Origin of the sequence: Chryseobacterium taeanense (assembly GCF_900099685.1) — a bacterium.
Taxonomy (GTDB): Bacteria; Bacteroidota; Bacteroidia; order Flavobacteriales; family Weeksellaceae; genus Chryseobacterium; species Chryseobacterium taeanense.
On the sequence record NZ_FNDW01000003.1, the window covers coordinates 21,903 to 48,262 of the forward strand.

At 35.2% G+C, this 26,360-nt stretch carries 28 protein-coding genes and 1 tRNA gene; 11 read left to right on the top strand and 18 right to left on the bottom strand.

Annotation, left to right across the window (positions count from 1 at the left end; translation table 11 throughout):
* Positions 1-130: 130 nt before the first annotated feature.
* From BLR30_RS05520 to BLR30_RS05540, 5 genes are all read left to right on the top strand, one after another.
* Positions 131-1,639 (top strand): thioredoxin domain-containing protein, encoded by a 1,509-nt coding sequence (locus BLR30_RS05520; RefSeq protein WP_089855970.1) that lies wholly within the window; start codon positions 131-133, stop codon positions 1,637-1,639.
* A gap of 96 nt (positions 1,640-1,735) precedes the next feature.
* Complete coding sequence (locus BLR30_RS05525) at positions 1,736-1,987, top strand: bacteriocin-like protein (protein ID WP_089855972.1); 252 nt, start codon at positions 1,736-1,738, stop codon at positions 1,985-1,987.
* 57 nt (positions 1,988-2,044) lie between these two features.
* Positions 2,045-4,237, top strand: a complete 2,193-nt coding sequence (locus BLR30_RS05530) for a peptidase domain-containing ABC transporter (protein ID WP_089855974.1) — start codon at positions 2,045-2,047, stop codon at positions 4,235-4,237.
* 49 nt (positions 4,238-4,286) lie between these two features.
* Entirely contained in the window at positions 4,287-4,490 is a 204-nt protein-coding gene (locus BLR30_RS05535) for a hypothetical protein (protein WP_089855976.1), read from the top strand.
* Between the two features lie 61 nt (positions 4,491-4,551).
* The gene (locus BLR30_RS05540; RefSeq protein WP_089855978.1) at positions 4,552-5,850 is read left to right on the top strand and encodes an HlyD family secretion protein; all 1,299 of its coding nucleotides are present in this window, start codon (positions 4,552-4,554) and stop codon (positions 5,848-5,850) included.
* A gap of 109 nt (positions 5,851-5,959) precedes the next feature.
* Here BLR30_RS05540 and BLR30_RS05545 read toward each other — a convergent pair.
* From BLR30_RS05545 to greA, 7 genes are all read right to left on the bottom strand, one after another.
* Positions 5,960-6,033 (bottom strand) — tRNA-Met (locus BLR30_RS05545).
* 44 nt (positions 6,034-6,077) lie between these two features.
* Positions 6,078-7,364, bottom strand: a complete 1,287-nt coding sequence (locus tag BLR30_RS05550) for a peroxiredoxin family protein (protein WP_089855979.1) — start codon at positions 7,362-7,364, stop codon at positions 6,078-6,080.
* A gap of 60 nt (positions 7,365-7,424) precedes the next feature.
* Positions 7,425-7,652, bottom strand: a complete 228-nt coding sequence (locus BLR30_RS05555; protein ID WP_089855981.1) for a hypothetical protein — start codon at positions 7,650-7,652, stop codon at positions 7,425-7,427.
* A 5-nt stretch (positions 7,653-7,657) separates the two neighbouring features.
* Positions 7,658-9,634, bottom strand: a complete 1,977-nt coding sequence (locus BLR30_RS05560) for a T9SS type A sorting domain-containing protein (RefSeq protein ID WP_089855983.1) — start codon at positions 9,632-9,634, stop codon at positions 7,658-7,660.
* 76 nt (positions 9,635-9,710) lie between these two features.
* The gene (gene clpX, locus BLR30_RS05565) at positions 9,711-10,898 is read right to left on the bottom strand and encodes an ATP-dependent Clp protease ATP-binding subunit ClpX (RefSeq protein ID WP_089855985.1); all 1,188 of its coding nucleotides are present in this window, start codon (positions 10,896-10,898) and stop codon (positions 9,711-9,713) included.
* A 60-nt stretch (positions 10,899-10,958) separates the two neighbouring features.
* Positions 10,959-11,348: an HIT family protein gene (locus tag BLR30_RS05570; protein WP_089855987.1), complete on the bottom strand. Its 390-nt coding sequence runs from the start codon at positions 11,346-11,348 to the stop codon at positions 10,959-10,961.
* Between the two features lie 39 nt (positions 11,349-11,387).
* The gene (greA, locus tag BLR30_RS05575) at positions 11,388-11,858 is read right to left on the bottom strand and encodes a transcription elongation factor GreA (protein WP_089855989.1); all 471 of its coding nucleotides are present in this window, start codon (positions 11,856-11,858) and stop codon (positions 11,388-11,390) included.
* A 109-nt stretch (positions 11,859-11,967) separates the two neighbouring features.
* Between greA and BLR30_RS05580 the strand changes: the two genes are divergently transcribed.
* The 3 genes from BLR30_RS05580 to BLR30_RS05590 are packed head-to-tail and all read left to right on the top strand — an operon-like array spanning position 11,968 to position 13,583.
* Positions 11,968-12,420, top strand: coding sequence for a hypothetical protein (locus tag BLR30_RS05580; RefSeq protein WP_089855992.1), 453 nt, complete (start codon positions 11,968-11,970; stop codon positions 12,418-12,420).
* Positions 12,421-12,870 (top strand): D-aminoacyl-tRNA deacylase, encoded by a 450-nt coding sequence (gene dtd / locus BLR30_RS05585; protein ID WP_089855994.1) that lies wholly within the window; start codon positions 12,421-12,423, stop codon positions 12,868-12,870. It begins immediately after the preceding gene.
* Between the two features lie 29 nt (positions 12,871-12,899).
* Positions 12,900-13,583, top strand: coding sequence for an FKBP-type peptidyl-prolyl cis-trans isomerase N-terminal domain-containing protein (locus BLR30_RS05590; RefSeq protein ID WP_089855996.1), 684 nt, complete (start codon positions 12,900-12,902; stop codon positions 13,581-13,583).
* 74 nt (positions 13,584-13,657) lie between these two features.
* Here BLR30_RS05590 and BLR30_RS05595 read toward each other — a convergent pair whose 3' ends face one another.
* The 10 genes from BLR30_RS05595 to BLR30_RS05640 form a co-directional block, all read right to left on the bottom strand.
* Entirely contained in the window at positions 13,658-14,170 is a 513-nt protein-coding gene (locus BLR30_RS05595) for a hypothetical protein (protein WP_089855998.1), read from the bottom strand.
* 51 nt (positions 14,171-14,221) lie between these two features.
* Entirely contained in the window at positions 14,222-14,761 is a 540-nt protein-coding gene (locus BLR30_RS05600; protein ID WP_089856000.1) for a hypothetical protein, read from the bottom strand.
* A 162-nt stretch (positions 14,762-14,923) separates the two neighbouring features.
* Positions 14,924-16,300: a DUF4153 domain-containing protein gene (locus BLR30_RS05605; RefSeq protein WP_089856002.1), complete on the bottom strand. Its 1,377-nt coding sequence runs from the start codon at positions 16,298-16,300 to the stop codon at positions 14,924-14,926.
* A 17-nt stretch (positions 16,301-16,317) separates the two neighbouring features.
* Complete coding sequence (locus tag BLR30_RS05610) at positions 16,318-16,803, bottom strand: Coq4 family protein (protein ID WP_089856004.1); 486 nt, start codon at positions 16,801-16,803, stop codon at positions 16,318-16,320.
* Between the two features lie 23 nt (positions 16,804-16,826).
* On the bottom strand, positions 16,827-17,117 hold the full coding sequence (locus tag BLR30_RS05615; protein ID WP_089856006.1) for a hypothetical protein: 291 nt from the start codon (positions 17,115-17,117) through the stop codon (positions 16,827-16,829).
* Positions 17,118-17,179: 62 nt separating this feature from the next.
* Positions 17,180-17,470 carry a winged helix-turn-helix domain-containing protein gene (locus tag BLR30_RS05620; RefSeq protein WP_089856008.1) on the bottom strand — a complete coding sequence of 97 codons (291 nt, stop codon included), beginning with the start codon at positions 17,468-17,470 and terminating at the stop codon, positions 17,180-17,182.
* Positions 17,471-17,500: 30 nt separating this feature from the next.
* Complete coding sequence (locus BLR30_RS05625) at positions 17,501-18,118, bottom strand: hypothetical protein (RefSeq protein WP_089856010.1); 618 nt, start codon at positions 18,116-18,118, stop codon at positions 17,501-17,503.
* A 117-nt stretch (positions 18,119-18,235) separates the two neighbouring features.
* The gene (locus tag BLR30_RS05630; protein ID WP_089856012.1) at positions 18,236-19,132 is read right to left on the bottom strand and encodes a helix-turn-helix domain-containing protein; all 897 of its coding nucleotides are present in this window, start codon (positions 19,130-19,132) and stop codon (positions 18,236-18,238) included.
* A 102-nt stretch (positions 19,133-19,234) separates the two neighbouring features.
* Positions 19,235-20,242 (bottom strand): aldo/keto reductase, encoded by a 1,008-nt coding sequence (locus tag BLR30_RS05635; protein WP_089856014.1) that lies wholly within the window; start codon positions 20,240-20,242, stop codon positions 19,235-19,237.
* 176 nt (positions 20,243-20,418) lie between these two features.
* On the bottom strand, positions 20,419-22,716 hold the full coding sequence (locus BLR30_RS05640; protein ID WP_089856016.1) for a GH92 family glycosyl hydrolase: 2,298 nt from the start codon (positions 22,714-22,716) through the stop codon (positions 20,419-20,421).
* A 188-nt stretch (positions 22,717-22,904) separates the two neighbouring features.
* On the opposite strand from BLR30_RS05640, the gene BLR30_RS05645 reads away from it, so the two are divergent.
* A complete protein-coding gene (locus tag BLR30_RS05645) occupies positions 22,905-23,786 on the top strand; it encodes an SDR family oxidoreductase (RefSeq protein WP_089856017.1) in 882 nt (293 codons plus the stop codon).
* Positions 23,787-24,023: 237 nt separating this feature from the next.
* Here BLR30_RS05645 and BLR30_RS05650 read toward each other — a convergent pair whose 3' ends face one another.
* Positions 24,024-24,788, bottom strand: a complete 765-nt coding sequence (locus BLR30_RS05650) for an enoyl-CoA hydratase/isomerase family protein (protein WP_089856020.1) — start codon at positions 24,786-24,788, stop codon at positions 24,024-24,026.
* Positions 24,789-25,224: 436 nt separating this feature from the next.
* Here BLR30_RS05650 and BLR30_RS05655 point away from each other — a divergent pair, with 436 nt between their 5' ends.
* Entirely contained in the window at positions 25,225-25,770 is a 546-nt protein-coding gene (locus BLR30_RS05655) for a phage tail protein (protein WP_089856023.1), read from the top strand.
* Positions 25,771-25,810: 40 nt separating this feature from the next.
* On the top strand, positions 25,811-26,356 hold the full coding sequence (locus tag BLR30_RS05660; RefSeq protein ID WP_089856025.1) for a phage tail protein: 546 nt from the start codon (positions 25,811-25,813) through the stop codon (positions 26,354-26,356).
* The last annotated feature ends 4 nt before the right edge of the window (positions 26,357-26,360 follow it).

The following is a 26,360-nucleotide window of genomic DNA, read 5'->3' on the forward strand; positions in this document are numbered from 1 at the left end:
TAAATATAACTTCTTAAACAAATCATATTTGTAAATAAATATTCATAAACAAAATACGATATATCCCGGAAAATTGAAAAAAAAGTTTGTTTTTTTCAAACATCTCCCTATTTTAGACAAAAATATTAATATGCTATTGGAAAAACTCATTAATCATCTCAAGCTCGACAAACAAGAGTTTCTTTTTCAGTTCAATTCTCATCCAAATTACCCTTCAGCATTAGCTTTTAGTGACACTCTTAATTTTATGGGAGTGAGAAACGATGCTTATGAGCTTGACAAAGAATATTGGGGAGAGCTTCCTGAAGAATTTATTGCTATTGTTGATAATTCCTTTTCTGTAGTAAAAAAATCAGGCAATCAATACTCCATTTATTCCGATAAGACAAAAATTATAAACAAAGAGGAACTTTACCAAAAAGCAACAGACTTTGTCTTATTGTTTGAAAAAGATAAAGCAGAAAGTAAATCTTTTACAAGTTATAAACCTTTTGTTTATGCTATTTTTGCAATTATATTTATATATTCTCTTGTTACACTTACTTGGTATGAGACTGTATTTAATATCCTTTCTCTGGCTGGTGTCTACATTTCTCTTGAAATTTTCAATCAGAAATTCGGAAATACATCTGCCGTCATCGGGAGTATTTGTGGTGATACAGCAGGTAATCAGTCTGCCAATTCGTGTAATAAAATAATTACACAAGATAAAACGAGTATTCTCGGACTTAAATTTTCCGATTTCTCACTGATTTATTTTACAGGAATTACGGTTTTAGGATTATTTCTACCAGCAACATCTTTAGTGGTGAAAGGTTTTTCATTTGCTTCAATGATTGCTATCGGCTATTCTCTCTATATTCAGGGATTTGTAGAAAAGACTTTCTGTAGAGTTTGCCTTTTAATTATTTCTGTTCTTTTAGCTCAGCTTTTCATCAGCACATTTCTGTTTGGAAATATCTATTTCGACACAGGAATTGCCTTATTAAGCATCCTTTTATGGGTTGTTCTATTTTCTTCAGTCTTATACCTTAATACTACACTTGAAGCAAAAGAAAGTCTGCAGAAATCGAATGCTAAAAACTTGCGGTTCAAAAGAAACTACGATCTTTTTAAAAGAGAGCTTCTGGAAACAGAAAAGTTAAACTTCAGTGACAATGAAACTTTTTTTGTAGGAAATAAAGAGGCAAAAATTCATCTTTCTATCATTTCAAATCCGTATTGTGGCTTTTGTAAAGACGCACACAAAATCATGGAAAATTTGCTTGAAAAATATCCCGATGAAATTTCGGTTCAGATAAGATTCAATTATTCGCCCGATAAACAGAATGAAAAATTTACGAACCTTATCTCTGATTTCATGTACACTTATAAACATAAAACTCAACAGGAATTTTTAAAACTTATTGAATTTTGGTTTGAAAACAAGGATGAAAATAAAATAAGACAAAAGACAGGAGCAACTTCAAGCGATGAAGATTTGACTCCACTCATTGAGATGTCAGCGGAAAACAGAAATGCAGGACTTAACTTCACACCAATCATTTTAATTAATGGATACCAGTTTCCGGATAAATATGACCGTGAAGACATTTATTATTTTATCGATGAATTGGCAGAGGATGAAGAGATTTTATGAAAAGTTTTTTCATAATTCAAAATTCACTAAATTAGGAAAAAATTAAGCGGAGTCCGAAAAGCTAAATAGAGTAGGAAAATCAAGTATTATTTTATCATGAAAAATTTAAAAAAACTATCCCGTAATTATTTAAGAAAAATAGATGGGGGTAAAAAGATTAATTTTGATCCAAGCTTAACGACTTGTTATAATGTAACGTACTGTTACCAAATTCCAGGTGATGTTATGGGAAGTACAGGAATACCTGTTCAACATTCAGGTTCGGAGGTTCCATCAGGTGCTACTAATGTTATGCCATGTGGCTACTCACCTGTATATCCAGTTCCTGCAGAATGTGGATCTTTATAATAATCAAAAATATAAAACGTTTAAAGGCTGATTTTACAGCCTTTATTTTAATTATTAATGAAGAAATTCCCATTTTACCGCCAGCCGGATTCCAAAGACTGCGGACCCACCTGCCTGCGAATCGTAAGTAAACATTACGGCAAAAGCATTTCTTTACAGCAAATCCGTAACCTTTCGGAAACGACCCGCGAAGGAAGCAGCCTGCTGGGGTTGAGCGATGCCGCCGAAGATCTGGGCTTCCGTTCATTAGGTGTTCAGATCAATTTTGAATCTCTTTCCGAAGAAGTTCCACTGCCGTGTATTGTACACTGGAACAAAAATCATTTCGTCGTCGTATATAAAATTGACAAGAATAACAAAGTCTATGTTTCTGATCCCGGCTATGGCTTAATTACTTATACAAAAGAAGAATTCATAAAATTATGGATCGGCGAAAATGCTGATGAAAAAACCGAAGAAGGTATTGTTTTAATATTGGAAACCACACCTGCTTTTTTTCAGACTGAATTTGATGACCAGGAAAGTAAAGCCAGCTTTTCTTTTCTTTCTAAATATTTATTAAAGTATAAATCACTTGTCATTCAGCTGGCTGTAGGACTTTTAGCAGGGAGTTTATTATCACTGATTTTCCCTTTCCTAACCCAGAGTATCGTAGATGTCGGGATCCAGAATCAGGATCTGAATTTCATTTATTTGGTTCTGCTCGCTCAAATCATGCTCTTTGTCGGAAGAATGGGAATTGAGGTAATTCGTAGCTGGATTTTGCTACATCTTTCTGCAAGAATTAATATTTCTATCATTTCTGACTTCTTTATTAAGTTAATGAAACTTCCAATAAGTTTCTTTGATACAAGAATGACAGGAGATATCATGCAGAGAATCAACGATCATCACAGAATCGAACAACTTTTAACCAGTTCTTCTTTAAATACGCTATTTTCTTTAGTTAACCTCATTATATTTAGCATTGTACTTTTATTTTACGACTACAGGCTGTTTGTCGTTTATCTTGTCGGAGCGGCGGCTTATATCGGATGGATCAGCTTTTTCCTTGGAAAAAGAAAAGAACTTGACTATAAAAGGTTTTCTCAGGTTTCTCAGGAGCAAAGCAAGGTCATTGAGCTGATTAATGGAATGCAGGAAATAAAAATGCATAATGCTGAAAAACAAAAAAGATGGGACTGGGAATTTCTGCAGGTAAAATTATTTAAAATAAGAATAAAATCGTTGTCTCTTGAACAATGGCAGTCTGTCGGTGGAAATTTTATTAACCAGATGAAAGATATTCTGGTAAGTTTTCTTTCGGCTAAACTGGTACTCAGCGGCAATCTTACCCTTGGAATGATGCTTTCTGTACAATATATCATTGGACAGCTTAATAGTCCTTTGCTACAATTAATAGATTTTATTAAACAAACACAGGATGCCAAAATCTCTCTTGAAAGATTGGGCGAAATCCATAATAAAGATGATGAAGAAAGCAAAGACGAACAATATACTCATGATCTTCCACAAAAAGATATCGAAATAGAAAATCTTTCCTTCAGATATATTGGTTCAGATGCTTACGTTTTTGAAAATTTAAATTTAAATATACCTTACCAAAAAACAACCGCCATTGTGGGTGCCAGCGGAAGTGGAAAAACAACATTATTAAAACTACTGATGAAGTTTTACGAACCTACACAAGGCGAAATAAGGCTGGGAAATACTAAATTGAAAAACGTTTCCCCTAGATTCTGGAGAGATCATTGCGGTGTTGTGATGCAGGAAGGGTATGTATTTAATGATACCATTGCCAATAATATTGCCATTGGTGAAGATTATGTTGATAAGCAAAAGCTGAGAAAAGCTGTGGAAATGGCCAATATAAAGGATTTTATTGAAGAACTTCCTTTAAGCTACAATACTAAAATAGGAAATGAAGGGCTCGGCGTAAGTGGCGGCCAGAAACAAAGATTATTTATTGCCCGAGCCGTCTACAAATCACCCGACTACATCTTCTTTGATGAGGCGACTTCAGCACTTGATGCCAACAATGAAAAAGTCATTATGGAAAATCTTGAGCAGTTTTTTAAAGGGAAAACAGCAATTGTAATAGCTCACAGACTCTCTACAGTAAAACACGCCGATAAAATTATCGTTTTAGATAAAGGTAAAGTGGTTGAAGAGGGAAATCATTCTGAATTGGTTGCTATAAAGGGTGAATATTACAGACTTGTAAAAAACCAGCTCGAGCTTGGAAACTGATAAGTTTTTCACTAACTTTAAACCATTACCAACTCAAAATCTATCAGTTATGAAAAATTTACAAAAAATCGAAAGAAAAAAACTCAGAGAAATTCATGGTGCAGGACCTGTTCCCGTATTTCCGTGTAATTGTTTCTGCTACATCAACAATGTAAAACAGTGGAATGCATGCAACCGTTACTGTCCCGATGGAGACATTCCCGGAGTAGAGACTGGCAATAATCCAAAGTGTGATTATACCCTGCCGCTATAAGATTATTTTAAAACATACTCAATAATCTTCAGCTTTGAAGATTATTGAGTTTTATTTTTATATGGAAAAAGACGTTTTAGACAATATTGAACTTCGCTCAGAAAGTGTTCAGGATATACTTACACAGCCCCCTCACTGGATGATCCGATGGGGAAACACAATTATATTTTTAATTCTTGTACTCATTCTTATAATGAGCTACATTATACGCTATCCTGAATTTATCCCAGCCTCGATTGTGGTAACTTCTCAAAACCCTCCGGAGAAGTTGGAAGCCCGTACCAATTCAAAGATTGAGAAAATATTTATAAAAGATCATCAGCATGTTAAAAAGAATGATGTTTTGATGGTCATGCAGTCGACTGCCAATTACAAAGATGTACTGGCACTGAAAAAAATGATTGATTCTATCACACCGGATCAACTTGCAAAATTCCCATTAAACAAAACTTCACATTTCAAGCTCGGTGAACTGCAAGGAGATTATAACAGTTTTGCAAAAGCATTTCAGGATGAAGCCTTATTTAAAAGACTTCAACCGTACGCACCTGAAAACCTGGCTGCTAATCAAAGCCTTTCCGAATATAAGATAAGAATATCGACTCTTAAACAACAAAAAAGCCTGGAACAGGCTAAATATGAAATTACAAAAAAGAACTATCAGCGTTCCCAGGAATTATTCAAACAAGGGATCATCGCTGCCGTAGAACTGGAAAATGAAAAAATAAAGTTTCTTCAGGCACAGCAGAATCTCGAAAATATAAATCTTTCTCTTTCACAGATTGAAGAAGGAATTTCCAATGTTAACAAAACAAAAAGCGGAGCGGCTATTAATACAGAAAAGGATAAGATTACGTATTCTTCACAAACTTTACAGCTCTTTGAACAGCTTAGAAAATCGCTGAAACAATGGGAACAAAATTATCTCATCATTTCCAACACTGATGGGGAAGCCAGCTTTCAGCAGTTTTTCGGCGAGAATCAGTTTGTAAAAGCCGGAGATGCTATTTTATCTATCTTACCAGATAATAAAGAAAAACTCGTGGGAAGAATGTCTGTGCCTGCGGCTAATTCAGGGAAAATTGTTGCAGGCGAAAAAGTACTCATTAAACTCGATAATTACCGTTATCAGGAATATGGTATTGTAGAGGGTAAAGTGCAGAATATTTCATTGTCACCAGATAAAGATGGAAATTACTATGTAGATGTTGCTCTTCCTAAAGGCCTGAAAACTTCTTATAATAAAAATCTGGTTTTCGATAAGGAATTAAAAGGCAATGCTGAAATTGTAACGCAGGATTTACGGTTAATCGAAAGATTCTTTTACCAAATGAGAAAATTGCTGGGATATCAAACTTAAAATACGATTATTGAAAGCTGGGGCAAATGTTTCAGCTTTTTTTTATCATTCGATGAACTGTTTCACAAAAAAATAAAAAGTCTGCAAGAAATTCTTACAGACTTTTTTGTAGCGAAGACGGGAATTGAACCCGTGACCTCAGGGTTATGAATCCTGCGCTCTAACCAACTGAGCTACCTCGCCGTTTTGGTGGTGCAAATATAGAAAATATTTACAACTAACCAAAATTATTTTAACTTAAAATATTCCAAAACATCGCCCACATGCTCTGGTTTACTGATAATCTTATTGTTAGCATCTAAAATAAAATAGCTTGGTGTCGCATGAACATTATAAGTATCTGCATAGCTGCTATTCCATCCTCTCAATTCAGAATCATTTACCCACGGAAAAGCACTGATTTTTTTAGTGTAAGAATCTTTGTCCACATCCAATGACAAACCAACAACCTGAATATTTTTTGCCTTCAAATCATTATATTTTGCCAAAAGCTGCGGAAGCTCACTTTCACAGTGAGAGCAGGTAGATGACCAAAATATGACAATTTTTTTATCGGCTTTTATATCATGAAGCGTTTTAGCGGTTGTATTTACAGGAGACTGAAATTTATAATTAGGAAAAACAGCACCTATTTCGACATTAGCGTTTGACTTTAAAGTAGAGGCCAATCTATCTGTAATCGTACATTTAAGATTTTTAGCCAATCCCAGATATTTATCTTTAAAATCCTGCATATCGTAGACATCAAAAATATCGATAAGTTCAGAAAGAACCGTCTGTCCTCTTGGAGTTTCCACTTTTAATCTGTCGAGCAATTTATCTACAGATGTGCTGACATTGGTATTGCCTCCGGAATTAAGATAGGAAACGAGAACCGGCCTCAGCAATGATGATGTTTCCAGCATATCATTCGACTTATCAATAAAATTAATAATATCGTCCTGACTTACTTTTTTAGAAGCATCATTAGAAAGAAACTTACTGTAATTTGTATTGTAATAATAAATGAAAGGATGTTTTGCCTGATCGATGCCTTCAGAACTTCCGCTTAATCTGTTGATCTCAGTTTTAAGTGCTTTGCCAAAATCTGTGTTGTCTTTATAATATTCTTTTATCTGAGCCAGCGCGGGAAGTATAAGTTCTTTTTTCTGAGAACCTTCCTGAAATTTGCTCATGAGATCATTAGCTTCATCAAGATAAATAATATCTTTAATTTTATTAGCCTGTGTATCAAGTTTTACGCTTACATTCATATTTTCAGAAATGAAATTAAATGTATTGTTTGAACCCGGGAAATAGACTTTCATCATTCCCATATAATTTTTGGGATATTTAAATGTCCAGCTACTATTCTTACTTTGCTCTTTTGAAAAGATAATATCTTTGGAGCCATTTAAAGTATATAAAATGGCATCTTGATCTTTAAAATCAGCAGGAGCCTGAATCGTAACGGTGAACTGTGCCTGTAATGAAAATGCAGCTATTAAAGCCGGTAATGTAAAAATCTTTTTCATAAGGTAAAAATAAAAAAACTCTCCGAGTAATCAGAGAGTTTAATATTATTTTAATAAAATTTATATTTTCTTGGTTGTATACTTTCTACTGAAGAATATTATTAGCATAATTGCTATAATCCCTAAAATGTACACATACATATCGACTGGTGAAGATTGTACTCCAGGCCCTACAATTCCTTTCGCATTTGCACTAGAATTAGGTGGCGGAACTTTATCTTGAGCATTAATGATAAGTTGAAATCCGAATAGAAAAAAAACAGGAATAAATTTATTTATTGCTTTCATATTTATTATTTTAAGATTTTGGCAGTAACGATTTCTCCTTTTTCGGAAACAACTTTTACTAAATAAGCATTTTTAATTTTATTATCCAGTTCAATGACAAAATCTGTTGAAGTATCCACAGCTTTTTTAGTGATAACCAGCTTACCGCTCATATCATAAACATCAATATCGGCCTTTTTCCAGTTAGGATCAAATCTTACGATATAATTGGTTATTGCAGGATTATAAACGACCATAGTACGAGAAGGTGTAGACGTTGATTCATCAGCTGTTGATAGTACAATATTGCTTGGTTCTCCATAGTAAAGATCAAATTCTGTTGTATTTACAGGAATTACTGCTCCCTGAACAGCCTGCTGAACGGTTCCATTTTGAGGTTTATAGTAGAAACCGATTCCTGAAGATAATGCATGAGTTCCATTAGCTACTAAATTAGCATTTTCTCTGATCTCGAACTTGTAGGATTTTATTTTATTAAGATCATAATTTACCATCTTAATATTTTTTCCTGTAAAGTTATTCTCATTTGCTTCATTAATATATAACCAATACTGATTCATATAATTTGTATCATACCCACCTGTAGGTGCTTCTTCAAATGTTCCTAACAGATCAGAGGTACTTGCCTTTACTTGTGTTAAAGCTCCGGTAGTAGAATGCCCTGTGGTTCCATTAGAATAAACAACATAGTAAGTTCTTGCCACCTCGTTACCATTAGCATCAAGACCAATGACACCTAATTGTTTTACTGTATTAGTTAATGTATTTCTATTGGCCGTGACATTATAGTCCGTACCTGCACTTCTGCTATAATAATTGAATCTTCTAAGATTTGCGAAATTAATCTTATTATCATTTGGATCAACTACGGTATTACTGCTAAGTTTAATAACAAAAGTTCCCAGCGGCCTTACCATTACATAGTCTATATCACCCGTCGGAACGCCAGACATAAATGTAATATATTTATATGCACCATTTCCTAATGCAAAAGTTCCTCCTGATGTAGTCTGAACGGCACCACCAGAAACCTCCAGTCTTACACCTTGAATTGTTTTTAAATTGACACCATCACCGTTACTATCATCTATAGCTATTTGTGATAAATCAAGATTTGTTAAGAATGGATTTGCATATTGATACATATATCTTCCGTATGTACCGGACCAAGGTGTTGTCACAAATTCATCCTGAAGATAACTATAATACTTTTCATTATATTGATTTTGAGCATTACCATTAACACCAAAATTTACATTAGCAGCAGCATCTTGAAGCGTAATGACATTGCCTTCACTTAAAGGACGTCCTTTGATTGTTCTGGTTACATCAGTGACATTCAGACCAGATGCCCCCAACATATAATAAGCTATACCAGGATATTCAGGACTTCCTATGTATGAAGAGACGCTAACACTCATTGGAACAGCAGTAGCGTTATTTACCATGAGTACATCGTTTTGTTGACGTCTCGAATTATTAAAGGTTTTACCCAACTCGGCACTCAAACTTCCTACTCTTTTATAATAGAAAGGTAGTCCTATTTGTTGATATGTACCATGCGAAATGGCTCTAAATTCCTGATCTACAATACCCCTAATACTATCTTGTTTAAGTCCCGAGATATACAACTGTCCATAAGTATATTTAGGAGTCTCTGTTGCACTGTTGTCATTATATAATGCAACATTATCCGGCTCGTTCAATTTATTGATAAAATTACCTCCTGCGTTCGCCTCCGTTTTATCATTGTTTGAAGCATCAATGGTTCTAAAAGTGTCATTTGTAGTACCTTCAATCATGAAATTGCCATGATTTTCAATAGTACCTGTTTTCTTAGTTTGTAAACCTCCACCCGTATAAAAAAGCGTCCCTTTCCCTACATAAGCAACAGCGGTGTCATCAACGTGCACTAATATATTCTGCGCCTGAACAGAACAACTAGCTGCTATTAAGCCAATAGCAAATAAATTTTTTCTCATTGTATGTAATTATTTGTGTGTTATACAATATTTCAATTGCAAAGTTATATTTTTTTCATTAAAAAACAAAAATATTTTACTTATTAACAAAAATGTTATCTTCAGTTAATACAATTTCTTTTTCTTCACCAATAGAAAACATATAGTCTTCAAGCACCTTTTCCGTTGTTCCTCGCAATCCTCTTGCTCCTAATCCTTTTTCAATAGTTTCTTTCACAATTTTCTCAATAGCTCCATCTGTAAATACGAGCTTTGTACCATCCATTTTGAAAAGTTCTATGAACTGATTAACGATAGAATTTTTAGGTTCTTTCATTATTCTTACCATAGTTTCCTTGGTGAGTTTATCAAGATAAGTGATGATAGGAAATCGACCTAAAAGCTCTGGAATTAAGCCGAAAGAACGAAGATCAATTGCATTAATATTCGTTAAAATATATTCATCTTCATCTGTCTTATTGATTTTTTCAGCACTAAAACCGATGGCCTGCTTGTTCATTCTTCGCTCAATAATTTCTTTGATTCCGTCGAATGCTCCACCAGCTATGAACAGGATATTCTGTGTATTTACCTGAATGTATTTCTGGTCAGGGTGTTTTCTTCCTCCTTGAGGCGGAACGTTCACAATACTTCCTTCAAGCAGCTTCAACAAACCTTGCTGTACCCCTTCTCCTGAAACATCTCTCGTGATACTAGGATTATCTGATTTTCTTGCGATTTTGTCGATTTCATCAATAAAAACAATTCCTCTTTCTGCCTTTTCTACATCGTAATCTGCTACCATTAAAAGTCTGGACAGAATACTTTCAACATCTTCTCCTACATATCCTGCTTCCGTTAAAATAGTAGCATCTACAATACAGAACGGTACATTAAGTTCCCTGGCGATTGTTTTTGCCAGCAAGGTTTTTCCAGTTCCGGTTTCGCCGATCATGATGATATTTGATTTTTCAAGCTCAACCTCGCGGTTTTCGTCCTGAGCATGAAGTAATCTTTTGTAATGGTTATAAACCGCAACAGACAATTGTTTTTTTGCCTGATCCTGGCCAATAACATATTGATCGAGAAATACTTTTATTTCTTTTGGCTTTTTTAATTCTTCTATATTTTCGGCAGGAGAAAATCCTGTTTTTGCGGAACTGTCTTTTACAATAGCATGAGCCTGCTCAATACAATTTTCGCAAATAAAACCATTCTGACCGGAAATCAGCATCTGCACTTCATTTCTCTTTCTTCCGCAGAAAGAACACTGGTTTGAATTCATTTTTATGTATAATAAATATAAATTAAATAAAACTCGTAAAATTTACGAGTTTATTATTTTTTAAGAATTAATAATTGAGTTTTGAATTTCGACATATTCTTCATGAGTAAGTTTTAGCCTTTCATTTCTGAAATTCATGTCTTCCATTTTATGTAAAGGAATTAAATGAATATGGGCATGAGGCACTTCAAGTCCCACAACTGCCACTCCTACCCTTACACAAGGGATTGCACTCTTAATCTTTTTAGCAACTTCCTGTGCAAAGCTCCAAAGATCTTTATACTCTTCATTTTCCAGATCAAAAATAAGATCAACTTCCTTCTTGGGAACTACCAACGTATGTCCTTTTACGAGAGGCATTGCGTCCAGAAAAGCGATAAACTTTTCATCTTCGGCAATTTTGTAAGAGGGAATTTCGCCATTGATGATCTTTGTAAATATTGTGCTCATTTTTTCTAAATATTTTTAGAGATTAGCCGTCAGATTTTTTTATAAAGTAATATCCAACACTTCAAAAGAAAGTTTATTTCCGTTTGGAAGTGTGATGTCTGCGGTTTCGCCGACAGCTTTACCTAAAAGGCCTTTTGCAATCGGGGTATTTACAGAAATTTTTCCTGCTTTAAGATCACTTTCATTATCAGGAACCAAAGTAAACACCTGCTCCTGCTGTGTTGCATTATTCTTTAGCTTTACCGTAGTAAGAATTGAAACTTTTGAAGTATCCAACTGACTTTCATCTATGATTTTCGAAGTGGCAATAATATCCTTCAGCTTAGAAATTCTCATTTCCAGCATTCCCTGAGCTTCTTTGGCTGCATCATACTCCGCATTTTCAGACAAATCTCCTTTGTCTCTGGCTTCTGCGATCTGCTGAGTAATCTTTGGTCTTTCCACAGTTTCCAACTGTTCCAGCTCAGCTTTCATTTTGTCTAATCCCTCCTTTGTAACATAGCTTGCCATAATTTTCAAAATTTAGTTTTAGTATAAAAAAATAATCCGACATTTGCCGGACAATGTTTTCGAGTTGTAATCGTTTAATTTTTACAAATATATAAAAATTTAAATTGAAATGAAAAAAACTTTTTCAATATTATCTTTAATCACACTATTGATATTCAGTAATTTAGCTATAAAATCATGCGGAAGCCATGAAGATACGGTAAGTTGTTTCCCCAGCAGTCCTATTAACGTCACACTTAATCTTAATCTCCCTGCATATTATTCCCTTAACCAAGTGGGAGGATGGGTATATATTAATGAACAACAATCTGGAACTAGAGGCCTTATTGTGGTGAGAGCATCAGATGCGGGTTTTAAAATCTACGATAGAAACGCACCACATATTTGCCCGGATAATAACACAACACTTGAAGTTCAGGACAACATCAGAGTAGTTTGTCCAAAAGATAATGCACAATGGATTTTATTAACAGGACAGCCTACCGCAGTGGCTAATGTTCCGCCGAAAACTTATCTTTATAACTATGATCCTTCGGGGAAAATTTTAAATATTTATTATTAAATGAAAGTTGTCGTACAAAGGGTTTCCGAATCCCATGTAAAAGTAGACGAAAAAATAGTCGGGGAAATCGGAAACGGATTAATGCTTCTTGTAGGCATTGACGAAAATGATGAAAAAAGTGATGCCGACTGGCTCGTACAGAAAATATTAAACCTTAGAATTTTCGGAGATAATGAAGGAAAAATGAATCTTTCTGTTCAGGACGTTCAAGGAGAAATACTTTGTATCAGCCAGTTTACGTTGATTGCCGATTATAAAAAAGGTAACCGCCCCTCATTCATTAAAGCTGCAAAGCCAGATAAAGCGATTCCGCTATTTGATTATTTTAAAGATGAAATTTCAAAATCAGGATTAAAAACCGAGAGCGGAATTTTCGGAGCCGACATGAAAGTTTCACTAATTAATGACGGACCTGTAACAATTGTGATGGATTCTGCAATAAAATCTTAAATTTGCACCGAATTTTTAATTAACAAAAAATGAAAAAAACATTCGTTACTTTACTTATTCTCACCGGAATAAGCTCTGTATATGCACAGAAAACCTATACGGAAGATCAGAAAGCATCTTACTATATTGGTTTGGATATCGCCCAGAACATGAAAAGACAAGGGTTCAACGTAGATCCTGATTTACTTGCCCAAGCTATGAAAGATGAATTTGGAGATAAAACAAAATTGTTTCCTAAGGAAGAAATGAGTGCTTTTATGCAGGGCTTTATGCAAAAGCAGAATGAAAAAAGAATGGCTATCGAAAAAGCAAAAGCAGAAGAAAATAAAAAGAAAGGCAATGATTTTCTGGCTAAAAACAAGCTGAATAAAAATATAAAAACTACCGTCAGCGGCCTTCAGTATGAGATCTTGAAAGAAGGTGACGGCAAAGCTAAACCAACGGCTACCAGTACAGCAACGGTAATCTATACCGGAAAAATGATAGACGGAACAATTTTCGATTCTACGGAGAAAAACGGCGGAAAGCCGGCAGAACTTAGTCTTGCAGGAGTAATAAAAGGCTGGACAGAAGGGATACAACTTATGAGCAAGGGTGCAAAATACAGATTCTACCTTCCTGCTGAACTGGCGTACGGAGATAATGGCGCAGGCAATATTATCCCTCCAGGATCAACACTTATTTTTGACGTTGAACTGGTGGATTTCAAATAAAATTTAATTCATAAAAATCAAAAACGTCTTTCATCGCTGAAAGACGTTTTTTCAAATAAAACTTTTATAAAAAATTAATTAGCAGGAATACTGCTGAAATTAAGTGCTACTTTAAGATTCATGTCTGAAGTTGTCTGATTTTTCAGTTCATAAACCGTTCTTACGGTAACTCCCGTACTTTTCACGACTTCATCAAGAAATCCTGAATTTTCAAGATCAAGATTTAAACTCGATGCATTTGTTGATATATTCGCTCTAGAGGCGACAAGACGTTCGCCGGTTCCGCTGGATGAAATATAAACTTTAATGTACTTAAAAGCACTTAAATTCCCACCAGAAGGCGACACTACAGAAATTTTCGCATCCGAAATCCTTACATCTTTTATTTTTGCATTGTTGTTTCCTCCAAACCATGTCTGCACGTTGGATGCAGTTGCGGTAGAAGAAACTTCTTTATCTGCAGGAACGCCTGTTGAAATCAAAACATTAGCTGTATAAGGAAATGTATTCTGAACCAACGACTGCACTGTTCCGCAGCTTACCATAGCGAGCGAGGCCACTGCCGCTGTCAAAATTATATTTTTCATAATGATAAATTTTAAGTTTTTGCAAGCAGAAATTATACCAATTTGTTAAAACTACTCTATACTTACCGTGAAATTCCCTTTGGTATTTCCTGAAGCCATATTGCTTTTTCCGATGATGAGCCATACTTCGCCTTTATTCTTTATTTCATAGGTAAGATCTCTCCCGAAAGGTCCGTCATAATCACCATTCGGCAACTTAATCTGGTTGAATCTTATATTAAAATCCTTTTCTTTTGTTGAAATTTTTGCTTTCAGTGTCGGATCTTCAAAATCGGTTATTTTTAGAATCAGTTCCTGCCCATCCCTTGTAAATTCTTCGCCCAAAGTCACAGGCAGACGTTTCCCGTCTATGGTTCTTATGATCTGTCCATCTTTCACCTCGCGCATTACCCCTGTACGAAGGACTTCTTTTGTTTTGGGAGCATTGTTAATAATAGAATCCTTCATTCTCAATGCTGCCGAATCTGTTTTTTCCACAGGAGCCGTCTGTTCTGAAACTACTACCGAATCTGTATCTGGCGTTTCCATTGTTTTCGATTCTTTTTTACAGGAAATGATAATCAGTGGAATTAGCAATAAGGATTTTTTCATAATAATTATTTTAAAAAGATAAAAACCTATCTGGTTTTTGATTATATTTTGAAGCTAAAATTATTCCATTGATCGTAACTTCAAATATTTTTTCATGTTTTTTGAATAATAAATTTATTAAAAAATGATAACTTCAAAAAGTTCTCAGGCTTACATTAAATTTTACTTTATTCTCTGATAATACAAAACTTTGGAAAGAAATTTTTCATTTTGCTGAAACTTTATTCTTTGCAGATTTAGAATTTCTTTTTTTAAATGATTATCATGCTTTTCTTCAGCATATTCCAGTAATTTTTTTTCATTGAAATTGATTTGTGTCTTATTATAATTTACATCAAAATCTTTTCGCTTCATGTTTTCATAAGTAATGATTCCGCCCCAGTTGATGTAACTGCAAAGCAGAATTGCACCGTAAACATACCACATCATCGTATTGAAAAGAAAAGCATTTTTTTTCCTGAACTGGATTTTAATGACGGTCATAATGAGACCAATGAATGAAAGAATCAGAAAAGCATACACTCCGAGCCTTTTGTAAGTAAAGCCATAGTTATCAATATATTCCGAGTTTTTCACCAATGCTGAAATTACGAGAACAGCATTCAGGAAGATCCATATTTTTGCAAAAACTTTCATTAAACTTGCTTTAGGATCAAAATTAAAACTGGATTTAAAATAAAACATAATCACAAAAATGGCCATAACGATGGATATAATCACAACATTAACTCTATCATGAGTTTCCTGAGAAAGCTGTGATGGACTTTTTACGGTTTCAAAAAATTGTTCATAATTGTAAGTGACGATAAAAAATATCAATAAAATATTCAAAGCCAGTAAGGAGATCACGCCGCTCATTCTTTCCGTATCAAGATCAAAAAAAGAATACGTAGGTTTCAGAGTTTTATCCCTTTCATTAAAATCATTATTTAAAATGGAATTGGTTTTATAAATGCTTTTTTCAACAACGTAATTCCAATAATTAAATGCCACAAAAAGTCCCAAGGCAGTAATGGCGATGAGCTGCCAGAAATTAATATCGAATTCAATATTGGTGAATAAATTCGCAAAATGATCGCTTCCTGCAGAGTAAATTCCAAAGAAAACAAAAATCAGCAGTAACGGAATAAATATAAACGCAAACATTTTCTGCCAGAATCCCGGAATCTTTCTCTTGGGAAGCCATTTGTCAAAACTGAAAAACCTGCATAAAAATGTAGAACAGTTGGTAACAATAACGGGAATCAGCAAAAGAATTTTCATTCTTCTGTTTTTTGATCGGTAACCCAACAAAACCACTGAGCTTACAACAGCCAGAAATGAGGGAAAATCTCCGTACCAGGCAAACGCCGCCGCCGATAATAAACTTGAAATAAAAAGAAAAAAGAAAGTGGTTGTTTTATTTTTTGCAGGTGTTCTGAAAAATGTAAGGACAGAATAGATTATAGTTATAATTCCAAGATTCATTCCGATATTTTGGTCGTAAAACAGAATGATAAATAAAACGGTTGTAAGGAAGATATAGTGATGTGTTTTCATAGTTTTTTATTTAATATTTAAAAGTGAACTTCAATATTTTTTTGTTGAATAAAATTTTTCATGTGTTCAAAATTCTGCCAGAGTAGCGCTTCAAAATCCCAATGATAGAAAGGGCGCATACTTTGTCCTTTTTTGTAAGCTTTGATGTAGATTTTATAATATTCGGGTAAAATAATACTTCCCAAAACAATAGCTGCCAAAAGATGAGCGTTGAGTTTTCCGTTTCCTAAAAGCAGGAACTGCATGGCGATTTCATCCTCGAAATTAGTTCCGCAACCGGTAATAAGATGATGAACATCATGATTTTCCATTTTGGGAATCATGCTGAAACCATGTTTTTTGTAAAATTCACCTAATTTCCGCCCTAAAGAATCTTCCTGAAATTCCAACAGCTGTTTTTCGGTAAACTCCCACTGTCTTTTCTTTTTCTTGAAATATTTCCTGTAAAGTTTCTGGGTTTTATCGTACACGAAAAGAAGGAATTGCACGCGTATTTTTTTCATAAAGAATTAAATTTAAGATTGACTTAATTCCCAGCAAAAGGGCTCCCAAAAATTCCGACTGCCAGCTCTATCCATATCAGACAGAATATCATCAGGATGATAAATGAAATCAACACTTTCATTATAAAAGGCTTTTTTGAAAGCACAACAAGATTTATAAAGAAAGCGCTCCCAAAAAGAATATCCGCAGCAATTATAAAATCAAATACCGACCAGTTCCAGTCTTTTATGAAAATATTTCCGAGAAATGCTGCAGCCAAGAGTAAAGAAGGAACAGCGAAAATAATTGACGTTTTTTGCTTTTTTAAAATCATAATTTTAGTTTTATTATTTAAAAGTACTTTGCAATTCAAAGTTAAAATATAAAAAAATTTAGTTATCTACCCAGCAATTTTTCCAATGCGTTTAGATGCTCAGTAAAAGCACTTCTTCCACTTTGCGTTACACGATAAGACGTTTTGGGCTTTTTTCCTACAAATTCTTTCTTCACTTCAATATATGACACTTTTTCCAGTGCATTGCTGTGGCTTGCCAGATTTCCATCTGTAATTTCCAGCAGATTTTTCATCTCTGAAAAATCAACCCAGTCGTTGACCATCAGAACAGACATAATGCCTAGTCTTACACGGCTTTCAAATTCTTTGTTGAGTTGATTTATCTTTATCATTATACTATACAGCTCTGTAAAAAGTGATTGTTATTTGTATTTAACATGCATTATCATTCCATAAACAATATGAAGTACACCAAAACCAATAGCCCAGAAAACAAGTCCCCATCCTAAAAAGAACATGGAAAAAATCCCTAAAATAATCTGGCAGTAACCTAAATATTTCACATCTGTCAGGGTATATCTCTCTGCACTTACCAAAGCCAACCCGTAAAAAACCAATGTTGCCGGAGCAATGAATACAAAAAGGTGATGGTAAAGAAGCCCCAGACAAAAGAAACCTCCAGCGACTAATGGAACTGCAAAGGTAATTAAAAGTCTTTTGGTTGTAGCATCCCAAATTTTTAATCCGTTCTTTTTACTTTTATTGGCGGTAAAAATATAACCACTGAAAACGGCTACCAAAAGAATTGCAGTTCCGATGATTACGAGCTCTTTTACCAAAGAAGGTCCGAAAATGTTTCGGTCTCCGTCAAAATAATCAATCCCTTCTCTTTTAAAAACAAAATATACATAAACAGCTCCGACAATTGCTGCTAAACCAGCAACAACTCCCGATAACCCGCTTAAAGAGATAAATCTGGAAGAACGCTCCATCATAGAACGAATATGTGATAAGTCTTCGTAATAGTTTTTCGATTCCATAAAAAGAACTTTGAATTACAAAGTTATTGTTTTTTTTGAATACACAAAATTTTTTAATACAAATCTTAATGTTTTATTTTGCTATAATAATGTTCACTTTAATTCAAATAAGAAAAATTAATTAAAAGACTGCCGAAATTCCAGCGGTGACATATTTGTTTTCTTTTTAAAAAGCGTCGAAAAAGACTGCGAATGTTCAAATCCCAGTTCGTAAGCAATTTCACTCACCGAAAGTTCTGTTGTTGAAAGCTTCTCTTTTGCCTTGTTAATCAACTTTTCATGAATATGCTGTTGGGTATTTTGCCCGGTATGAATTCTCAAAAGATCACTTAAATAATTCGGAGAAAGATTCATTGCGTCTGCAATTTGCTGAACTGTTAAAAGCCCTTTTTCAGACGATTCTTTATTAAAATAATCATTTAAATAAGATTCAAATTTCGTTAAAAGCTGATGGCTGCCGCTTTTCCTTGTAATGAATTGTCTCTCATAGAAACGTTTAGAATAATTCAGCAGCAATTCAATTTGCGACAAGATAATTTCCTGGGTATGATGATCGATATGCTGGCATTCTTTATCAATTTTAAACATAATTTCAAGCAAATCATTTTCTTCTTCTTCCGACAAATGCAAAGCTTCATTCACGGCATAGGAAAAAAATCCATAAGAAGAAATGGTTTTTGCCAAAGTATGCCTGAGCAGAAAATCTTCATGGAAAACCAACAGATATCCTGTATTTTCGCAATCCATCGTTTTCAGATCCAAGTACTGAACCTGATTGGGAGCAGTAAAGCTCAGAACACCTTTGTCGTAATCATAATGCTGCTGCCCGTATTTTATTTTTCCTTTTGCATTACGTTTGAGGGCGACACAATAATGCTTGCTGACGAAGCCATTCCAAACCTCATCTTCAATAAAAATACTTTCATAAAGGTTAATTACGCTTACCATCGGATGCTTCGGCTCTGGAAGAGATAGTAGCTTGTGAAATGCCGAAATAGATTGTATGGTGTTCATGATTTCAAATATTTATTTAATAGCGCCTTTTCCGTCATAAAACCTAACAGGCCTAAAAAAACCTGTCAGGTTTGAATTAATTTTTAAATAATTAAAGGTACATTAATAATCCAAAAGACCCATTCCGAATTCATCATAGGTAGCCCCGGTATCTGTTCCTAAAGGTATAATGCTTTCCAGTTTGTGAATGTCTGAATCGCTTAACTGAATATTGGCAGCTTCAATATTTTGCTCAAGGTATTTTCTGCGCTTCGTTCCCGGAATAGGAAGAATTCCTTTGCTGATAATCCATGCCAGAGCCAGTTGAGATGAGGTGATATTCTTTTCATTAGCCAGACTTTCAATAGCATCTACTAATTCGATATTTTTATAAAAATGCTGTTCCTGGAATCGTGGAATTCCTCTTCTGAAATCATTTTCCGGAAGATCATCAATCGTGCGGATCTGACCAGATAAGAAACCTCTCCCTAAAGGCGAGTAGGCCACAAAACCAATTCCTAGTTCATTCAACGTGTTGAGGACTCCTTTTTCTTCCACCGTTCTTTCAAACAAAGAATATTCACTTTGTACGGCGGAAACCGGATGCACAGCGTGCGCTCTCTTTACTGTTTCTGAAGATACTTCCGATAACCCGATATAACCGATTTTTCCTTCTTTCACCAGTTCGCTCATTGCTCCAACAGTTTCTTCTATCGGTGTATTTTTATCCAGACGGTGCATATAATAAAGATCGATGTAATCTGTTTTTAGGTTTTTTAAAGATCGTTCCACAGATTTTTTCACATAGTCTTTGGTTCCGTTAATCTTCCAGGTTATCTGGTCGTTATCATCAATTTCCCATCCGAATTTTGTGGCAATGATATATTCATCACGCTTTCCTTCAATCGCTTTTGCAATTAATTGTTCATTCTTAAAAGGTCCATATAGATCGGCAGTATCGAGAAAATTACCACCCAATTCGAGAGAACGGTGAATGGTTGCAATAGCTTCTTTTTCGTCGGTTTTACCATATGTATCTACATCTCCAAAACCCGTCATTCCCATACACCCCAAACCGATATTCGGAACGATGAGTCCCTGACTTCCTAATTTTACTTGTTTCAATTTCATACTGTTGATTTTTGTTGATACAAAGTTCTACAGAAATTAAAAAGCTGATGTATGCAAAACAACGATTGTCGTATGTAAATTACGGATTGTTCTTTTTGAATTTAATTAACAATAAAAAAAATTACAACAGAATCATCTGTGAAAATCAAGTAAGATTAAAATTCATATTTACAAGATTACTTTTTGGGCTTAGCAGTCATATAAAAAGTCAATTTTCCAGCATTCATAATATCAGAATGTTTTAACGTAAAGTCTTTAATTTCTTTTCCATTTAAAACAACTTTTTTAACATACACATTCATCGGCCTTTGATTGATCGCTTCAATTTCAAACATTTTTCCGTTTTCCAGATTCAGTATTGCATGATCTATAACCGGACTTCCAATTGCATAATCTTCCGAACCCGGAGCAACAGGATAAAAGCCTAGCGAACTCAGAATATACCAAGCGCTCATTTGTCCGGCATCATCATTGCCGCCCAATCCATCGGGTGTTGCTTTGTATTGCATTTCCAAAATCCTTCTGATCTGCGCCTGCGTCTTCCAGGGCTGTCCTGCCCAGTTGTAAAGATAAGCTACATGATGTGCCGGCTCGTTTCCGTGAACGTATCCTCCGATAATTCCTTCTCTCGTAATATCTTCCGTATCTGCAAAAAACTCGTCGGGCAAGTGCATCGTGAACAATTCATCCAGCCGTGAAGCAAATTTTTTCTTTCCGCCCATCATTTTGATTAATTCATCAGGATTTTGTGGAACGAAAAAGCTGTAATTCCATGAGTTTCCTTCAATGAAGCCTTGTCCGTGTGTGCTTAGCGCATTAAAATCTTTCTTAAAGGTTCCATCTGCCAGCCGTGGCCGCATAAAACCAGTCGATTTATCGAAATTATTTTTCCAGTTTTCAGAACGTTTGATGAACTGATTGTAAATTTCCGTTTCTCCGAGATGCTTTGCCAGTTGAGCAATCGCCCAGTCATCATAGGCATATTCCAGTGTATTGGAAACCGAAGTTCCGCTTTTTTCAGCAGGAATATATCCCAAATCAATATATTGTCCGATTCCTTCGTAATCTCTTTTGTTAGCTGTAGCGATACAGGCTTTCAACGCTTCTTTTGCATCACCTTCATAATTTCCTTTAATAATAGCATCAGCTACAACACTCACACTGTGATAACCGCTCATACACCAGTTGTCATTAGCATAATGCGACCAGATCGGCAGCATTTTCATCGAAAACTGATCGTAATGTGCCATCATCGATTTTACCATATCCTCGTTCTTTTTGGGTTGAATAATATTAAAGAAAGGATGAAGCGCGCGATAAGTATCCCAAAGCGAAAAAGTAGTATAATTGGTAAAACCTTCTGCTTTATGAATGTTTTGGTCTAATCCTTTATACTCGCTGTTTACATCCATGTAAGTTGTAGGATTGATAAAAGTATGATACATCGCCGTATAAAAATTTATTTTATCGGTTTCTGAGGCTTTAATGACAATTTTATTCAATTCTTTATTCCAGCTTTCCTGGGTCTGCGCCCTGATCTGATCAAACGATAAGTTTTCGGTTTCTTTCTGTAAATTTTCCAAAGCATTGGCTTGGCTCACTGGTGAAATAGCCAGCTTGATTTCAAGCGCTTCATTTTCATTGGTATCAAAATCAAAATACATTTTAAGGTTTTTTCCGGCGATTTCGGGGAAGTTTTTCGTCTGGTCAAATTTTCTCCAGAATCCATTATAAACTTTTTTACCGTCATAATTCTTTTGACCATACGATTTAAAAGGCTTTGAAAATGTCATGGCAAAATAAACCGTTCTCGTTCTTGCCCAGCCGTTGGTCTGTCTATATCCTGTGATGGTATTTCCGTTTTCTACACGAACATAAGTCCATATGTTTTTACCGTCATAATTGTAAATTCCGGCCATCAGATCCAGAATAATATGTGCCTGATCAGATTTTGGAAATGTATAGCGATGAACTCCGACTCTTGTTGTTGCCGTAAGCTCTGCAAGAATATTATGATCTTCTAACTTTACTTTATAATATCCGGCTTCTGCTTTTTCGTTTTGATGTGAAAATCTACTTCTGTTGCCACTTTCAGGATGACTCGCCGTTCCGGGATTCAGTTTTAATTTTCCGACAGTCGGCATTATTAAAAAATCTCCCAGATCAGAGTGTCCAGTACCACTAAAGTGTGTCGAACTAAAACCTACGATCGTTTTATCTTCATAGCGGTATCCCGCACAATATTTATAAACCTCACCATTATATTTACCGTTCAGAGCATAAGAGATTGTATCGGTTTCAGGGCTTAGCTGTATGGCTCCAAACGGAGCGGTGGCACCGGGATACGTATGTCCCATCTTTTCTGTTCCGATAAGAGGATTCACATACTGAATTAATTCTTCGAAATGCTGAGCTTTACAATATACACTGAAAAACAAAAGAAATAGAAAAACAGAAACTTCTGGCTTTTTCATAAATAAATATTTTTTACAGGAACGTAAATTTAGTTAAATTTAAAATGTAATAAAGAGATCTTATAATCGGTTTATTTCTGCGGCGGCTTCGCCGCCGCAGAAATCCAAAGAAAAGCTCCTATTGTACGCATATTATTTATAACGCTTTGAATAACTTAAAATCTTAAATTTACTGAAACAATAAAATTATGAATCTATATACACAACCGATGTTACGGGAAGATGCCCTGAAAGATAAAGTTGCTATCGTAACAGGTGGCGGAAGCGGTCTTGGAAAAGCGATGACGAAATATTTTCTTCAACTGGGTGCAAAAGTAGTCATTACTTCCAGAAATCTGGAAAAATTACAGGCAACTGCTAAAGAACTGGAAGAAGAGACGGGAGGTAAAATTCTTTGTGTAAGTTGCGATGTCAGAAACTGGAATGAGGTAGAAGCTATGAAAGAAGCCGCTTTAAAAGAATTTGGAAAAATAGATATTCTATTGAATAACGCGGCCGGAAATTTTATTTCTCCTACAGAAAGACTTACCCATTCGGCATTTGATTCTATTTTGGATATTGTTTTAAAAGGAACAAAAAATTGCACACTTTCTGTCGGTAAACACTGGATCGATTCTAAAACACCCGGAACAGTCTTAAATATTGCAACAACATACTCGTGGACGGGTTCCGCTTATGTTGTACCGTCTGCCTGCGCAAAAGCAGGTGTCCTGGCGATGACGCGATCTCTTGCTGTGGAATGGGCAAAATATGGAATACGTTTTAATGCTATTGCACCGGGACCTTTCCCTACTAAAGGAGCTTGGGATAGGCTACTTCCCGGAGATCTTCAGGAAAAATTTGATATGAGGAAAAAAGTTCCGTTGAGAAGAGTCGGAGAACATCAGGAGCTGGCCAATCTTGCAGCGTATCTGGTATCTGATTATTCTGCCTATATGAACGGTGAGGTGGTTACGATAGACGGAGGAGAATGGTTACAGGGTGCCGGTGAATTTAACATGCTTGAAGATATTCCGCAGGAAATGTGGGATGCCCTGGAAGCTATGATTAAATCAAAAAAATCCAATTGATATAAGAATGAATTCAGAACTGTGGGAGTAATTTCCTCGCATGATGCTGTTAAAATACAAAAATACGCTGATCTTTATCTATGAAACTCAAATCCTGATTTGTTTCTAAAATAAGAATCAGCGTATTTTTAAACTCAATAATTTCAGAAGTTTACTTTTAAAGCGAATTTACCGTTTGTGTTTACCCATAAAAAAAACGCCGGAAAATCCAACGGTAAATATTTTAGAAACAAAAAACTATTTCGCTCTCAGCCTTTCTTTAATAGCCTGGATATTTTTCTTTGCAGAATCTTCAAGAATCAAACTGGCACTCATGTGAATTCTTGCGGGCATCAGCTCGTTAAAATGATCTGTTCCTTCCCAGGAAACTTTTTTTATCAAAGCTAAAGCATCATTGCTTCTTGAAGCCAGGGTCTGAAGAAATTTCTCAAGTTTAACATCCATTTCTTCAATATTTTCTGATACTGAATGATAAATATTGTGCTGTTCTGCCCATTCCGCTGACCTGAAATCTGCATCAATGGCCATTGCAGAGAATTGTGATTTTCCGATTTTTCTTTCAACATACGGACCGATCACGAACGGACCTATTCCTAAGTTTATTTCCGTTAATGCCAGTGCAGAATCCTTTGTTGCAAAACAGTAATCTGCTCCACACGCGATGCCTACTCCACCTCCTGTTGTTTTACCCTGAACTCTTACAACAACAATTTTCCCACAGTTTCTCATGGCATTGAGAACTTTAGCAAAGCCTCCGAAAAATTTTGTCGATTTTTCCAATTCTTCGATTTCCAACAACTCATCGAAACTAGCTCCGGCGCAGAATGCTTTTTCGCCTTCACTTTTTATAAGAATCGCTTTTATTTCGTCTTTTGCTCCTTCATCAAGAATAGTTTGGGCTAATTTTTCCAGAATTGCTCCGGGAAGAGAATTGCTTTTCGGGGTTCCGAAAGTGATTTCAGCAATATTGTTTTTCTGTTCAGATACTACGAATTCGTTCATTTTAATTTTTAATTGAATTACTACAAAAATAATAAAATAGAAAGAGTTCTTTTCAGAATAAACTTATTAATAAAAAATTTACGCAAATTTTATTTAAAAATGCTTATCTCAACTTACTCATCATTTTAATCACAAAACCCTTTTAATAAAGATAAATCTTCAGTACGAGAATTAAATAAAATAATTATCATTAAAAATATTTCAACAAAAATTGAAATATTTTACCAACAATTAACAATTGTTAACAAATTATTGATACATTTGTAATGCATCCGTAGAAATACGTAATGCTCAATTTGGTATTTTCTACTCTATCTGAGCACTTATGATTGTTGTTACTTTGACCTGTGAATATTATAATAATTCATGTAACCAAAGGCGGCATCCGAAAAGCCAGTAAAGAGTAGGAATTTAAAACTGAAAAAAATTAATTATCATGGACGACGAATTAATGGGCGTAATTAAAGTATTCTCAGGAAACTTTGCACCTCGAGGATATATGTTCTGCAACGGAAATTTATTGAGTATCGCACGGTACACGGCTCTTTTTTCCATCTTAGGAACTACCTATGGCGGCGATGGAATAACAACATTTGCATTGCCAAACCTAAACGGTCGCTTACCAATTGGTGCAGGAACTTCAAGCGCAGGAGAATCTTACGAACTAGGTGAAGAGGCAGGAAGTCCTTCAAATAGGATTCTTTCTAGCAATCTTCCGAGTTTTGCAAGCCAACTAAAAGTATCTTCAGCCAATGCAAACACGGCAACGCCAAGCCCTTCAACATCTCTTGCTGTAAGCGGAACGTATGCCGGAAGGGATTTTATACAAGTTCCGAGCTTTGTAGATCAGGCTCCGGATACCATGCTATATCCGCAGTCGGTTGTTTTTATCGGTCAGAATATACCCGTGAACAATATGCCTCCTTATTTAGGAATCAACTATATTATTTGTGTAGAAGGTATTTATCCTCCAAGACCATAATTTTTACATTAAAAAATACTAACAACAAAATATTATAATCATGGACGAAGAATTAATTGGAACCATCAAATTATTTGCAGGAAATTTTGCACCTAAAGGATATATGCTATGCAATGGTGCATTATTGAGTGTTAATCAGAATCAGGCGCTTTTCTCAATTCTGGGTACGACTTATGGAGGTGACGGAAAAACAACATTTGCTTTGCCTAACCTTAACGGTCGTATGCCAATTGGAGTCGGAACTTCAAACACTGGTAAAAGTGTTGTTTTGGGAGAAGCCGCAGGAACACCTACGACTTCTTTACTAAATTCAAACCTTCCTTCAATGATAAGCCAGCTAAGAGTTTCCACATCGAATGCAACTACGGCAACTCCTTCCTCCGCTTCTTCAATTGCTGTTTCCGGAACCTATGCGGGAAGAGATTTTATACAAGTTCCGAGTTTTGTAGATGCTGCTCCGGACACGGTAATTAATCAGGCTTCAGTAACTTTTACAGGGCAGAATGTACCAATCAATAATATGCCTCCATATTTAGGACTTAACTATATTATCTGTGTAGTTGGCCTTTATCCTTCAAGACAATAATTAT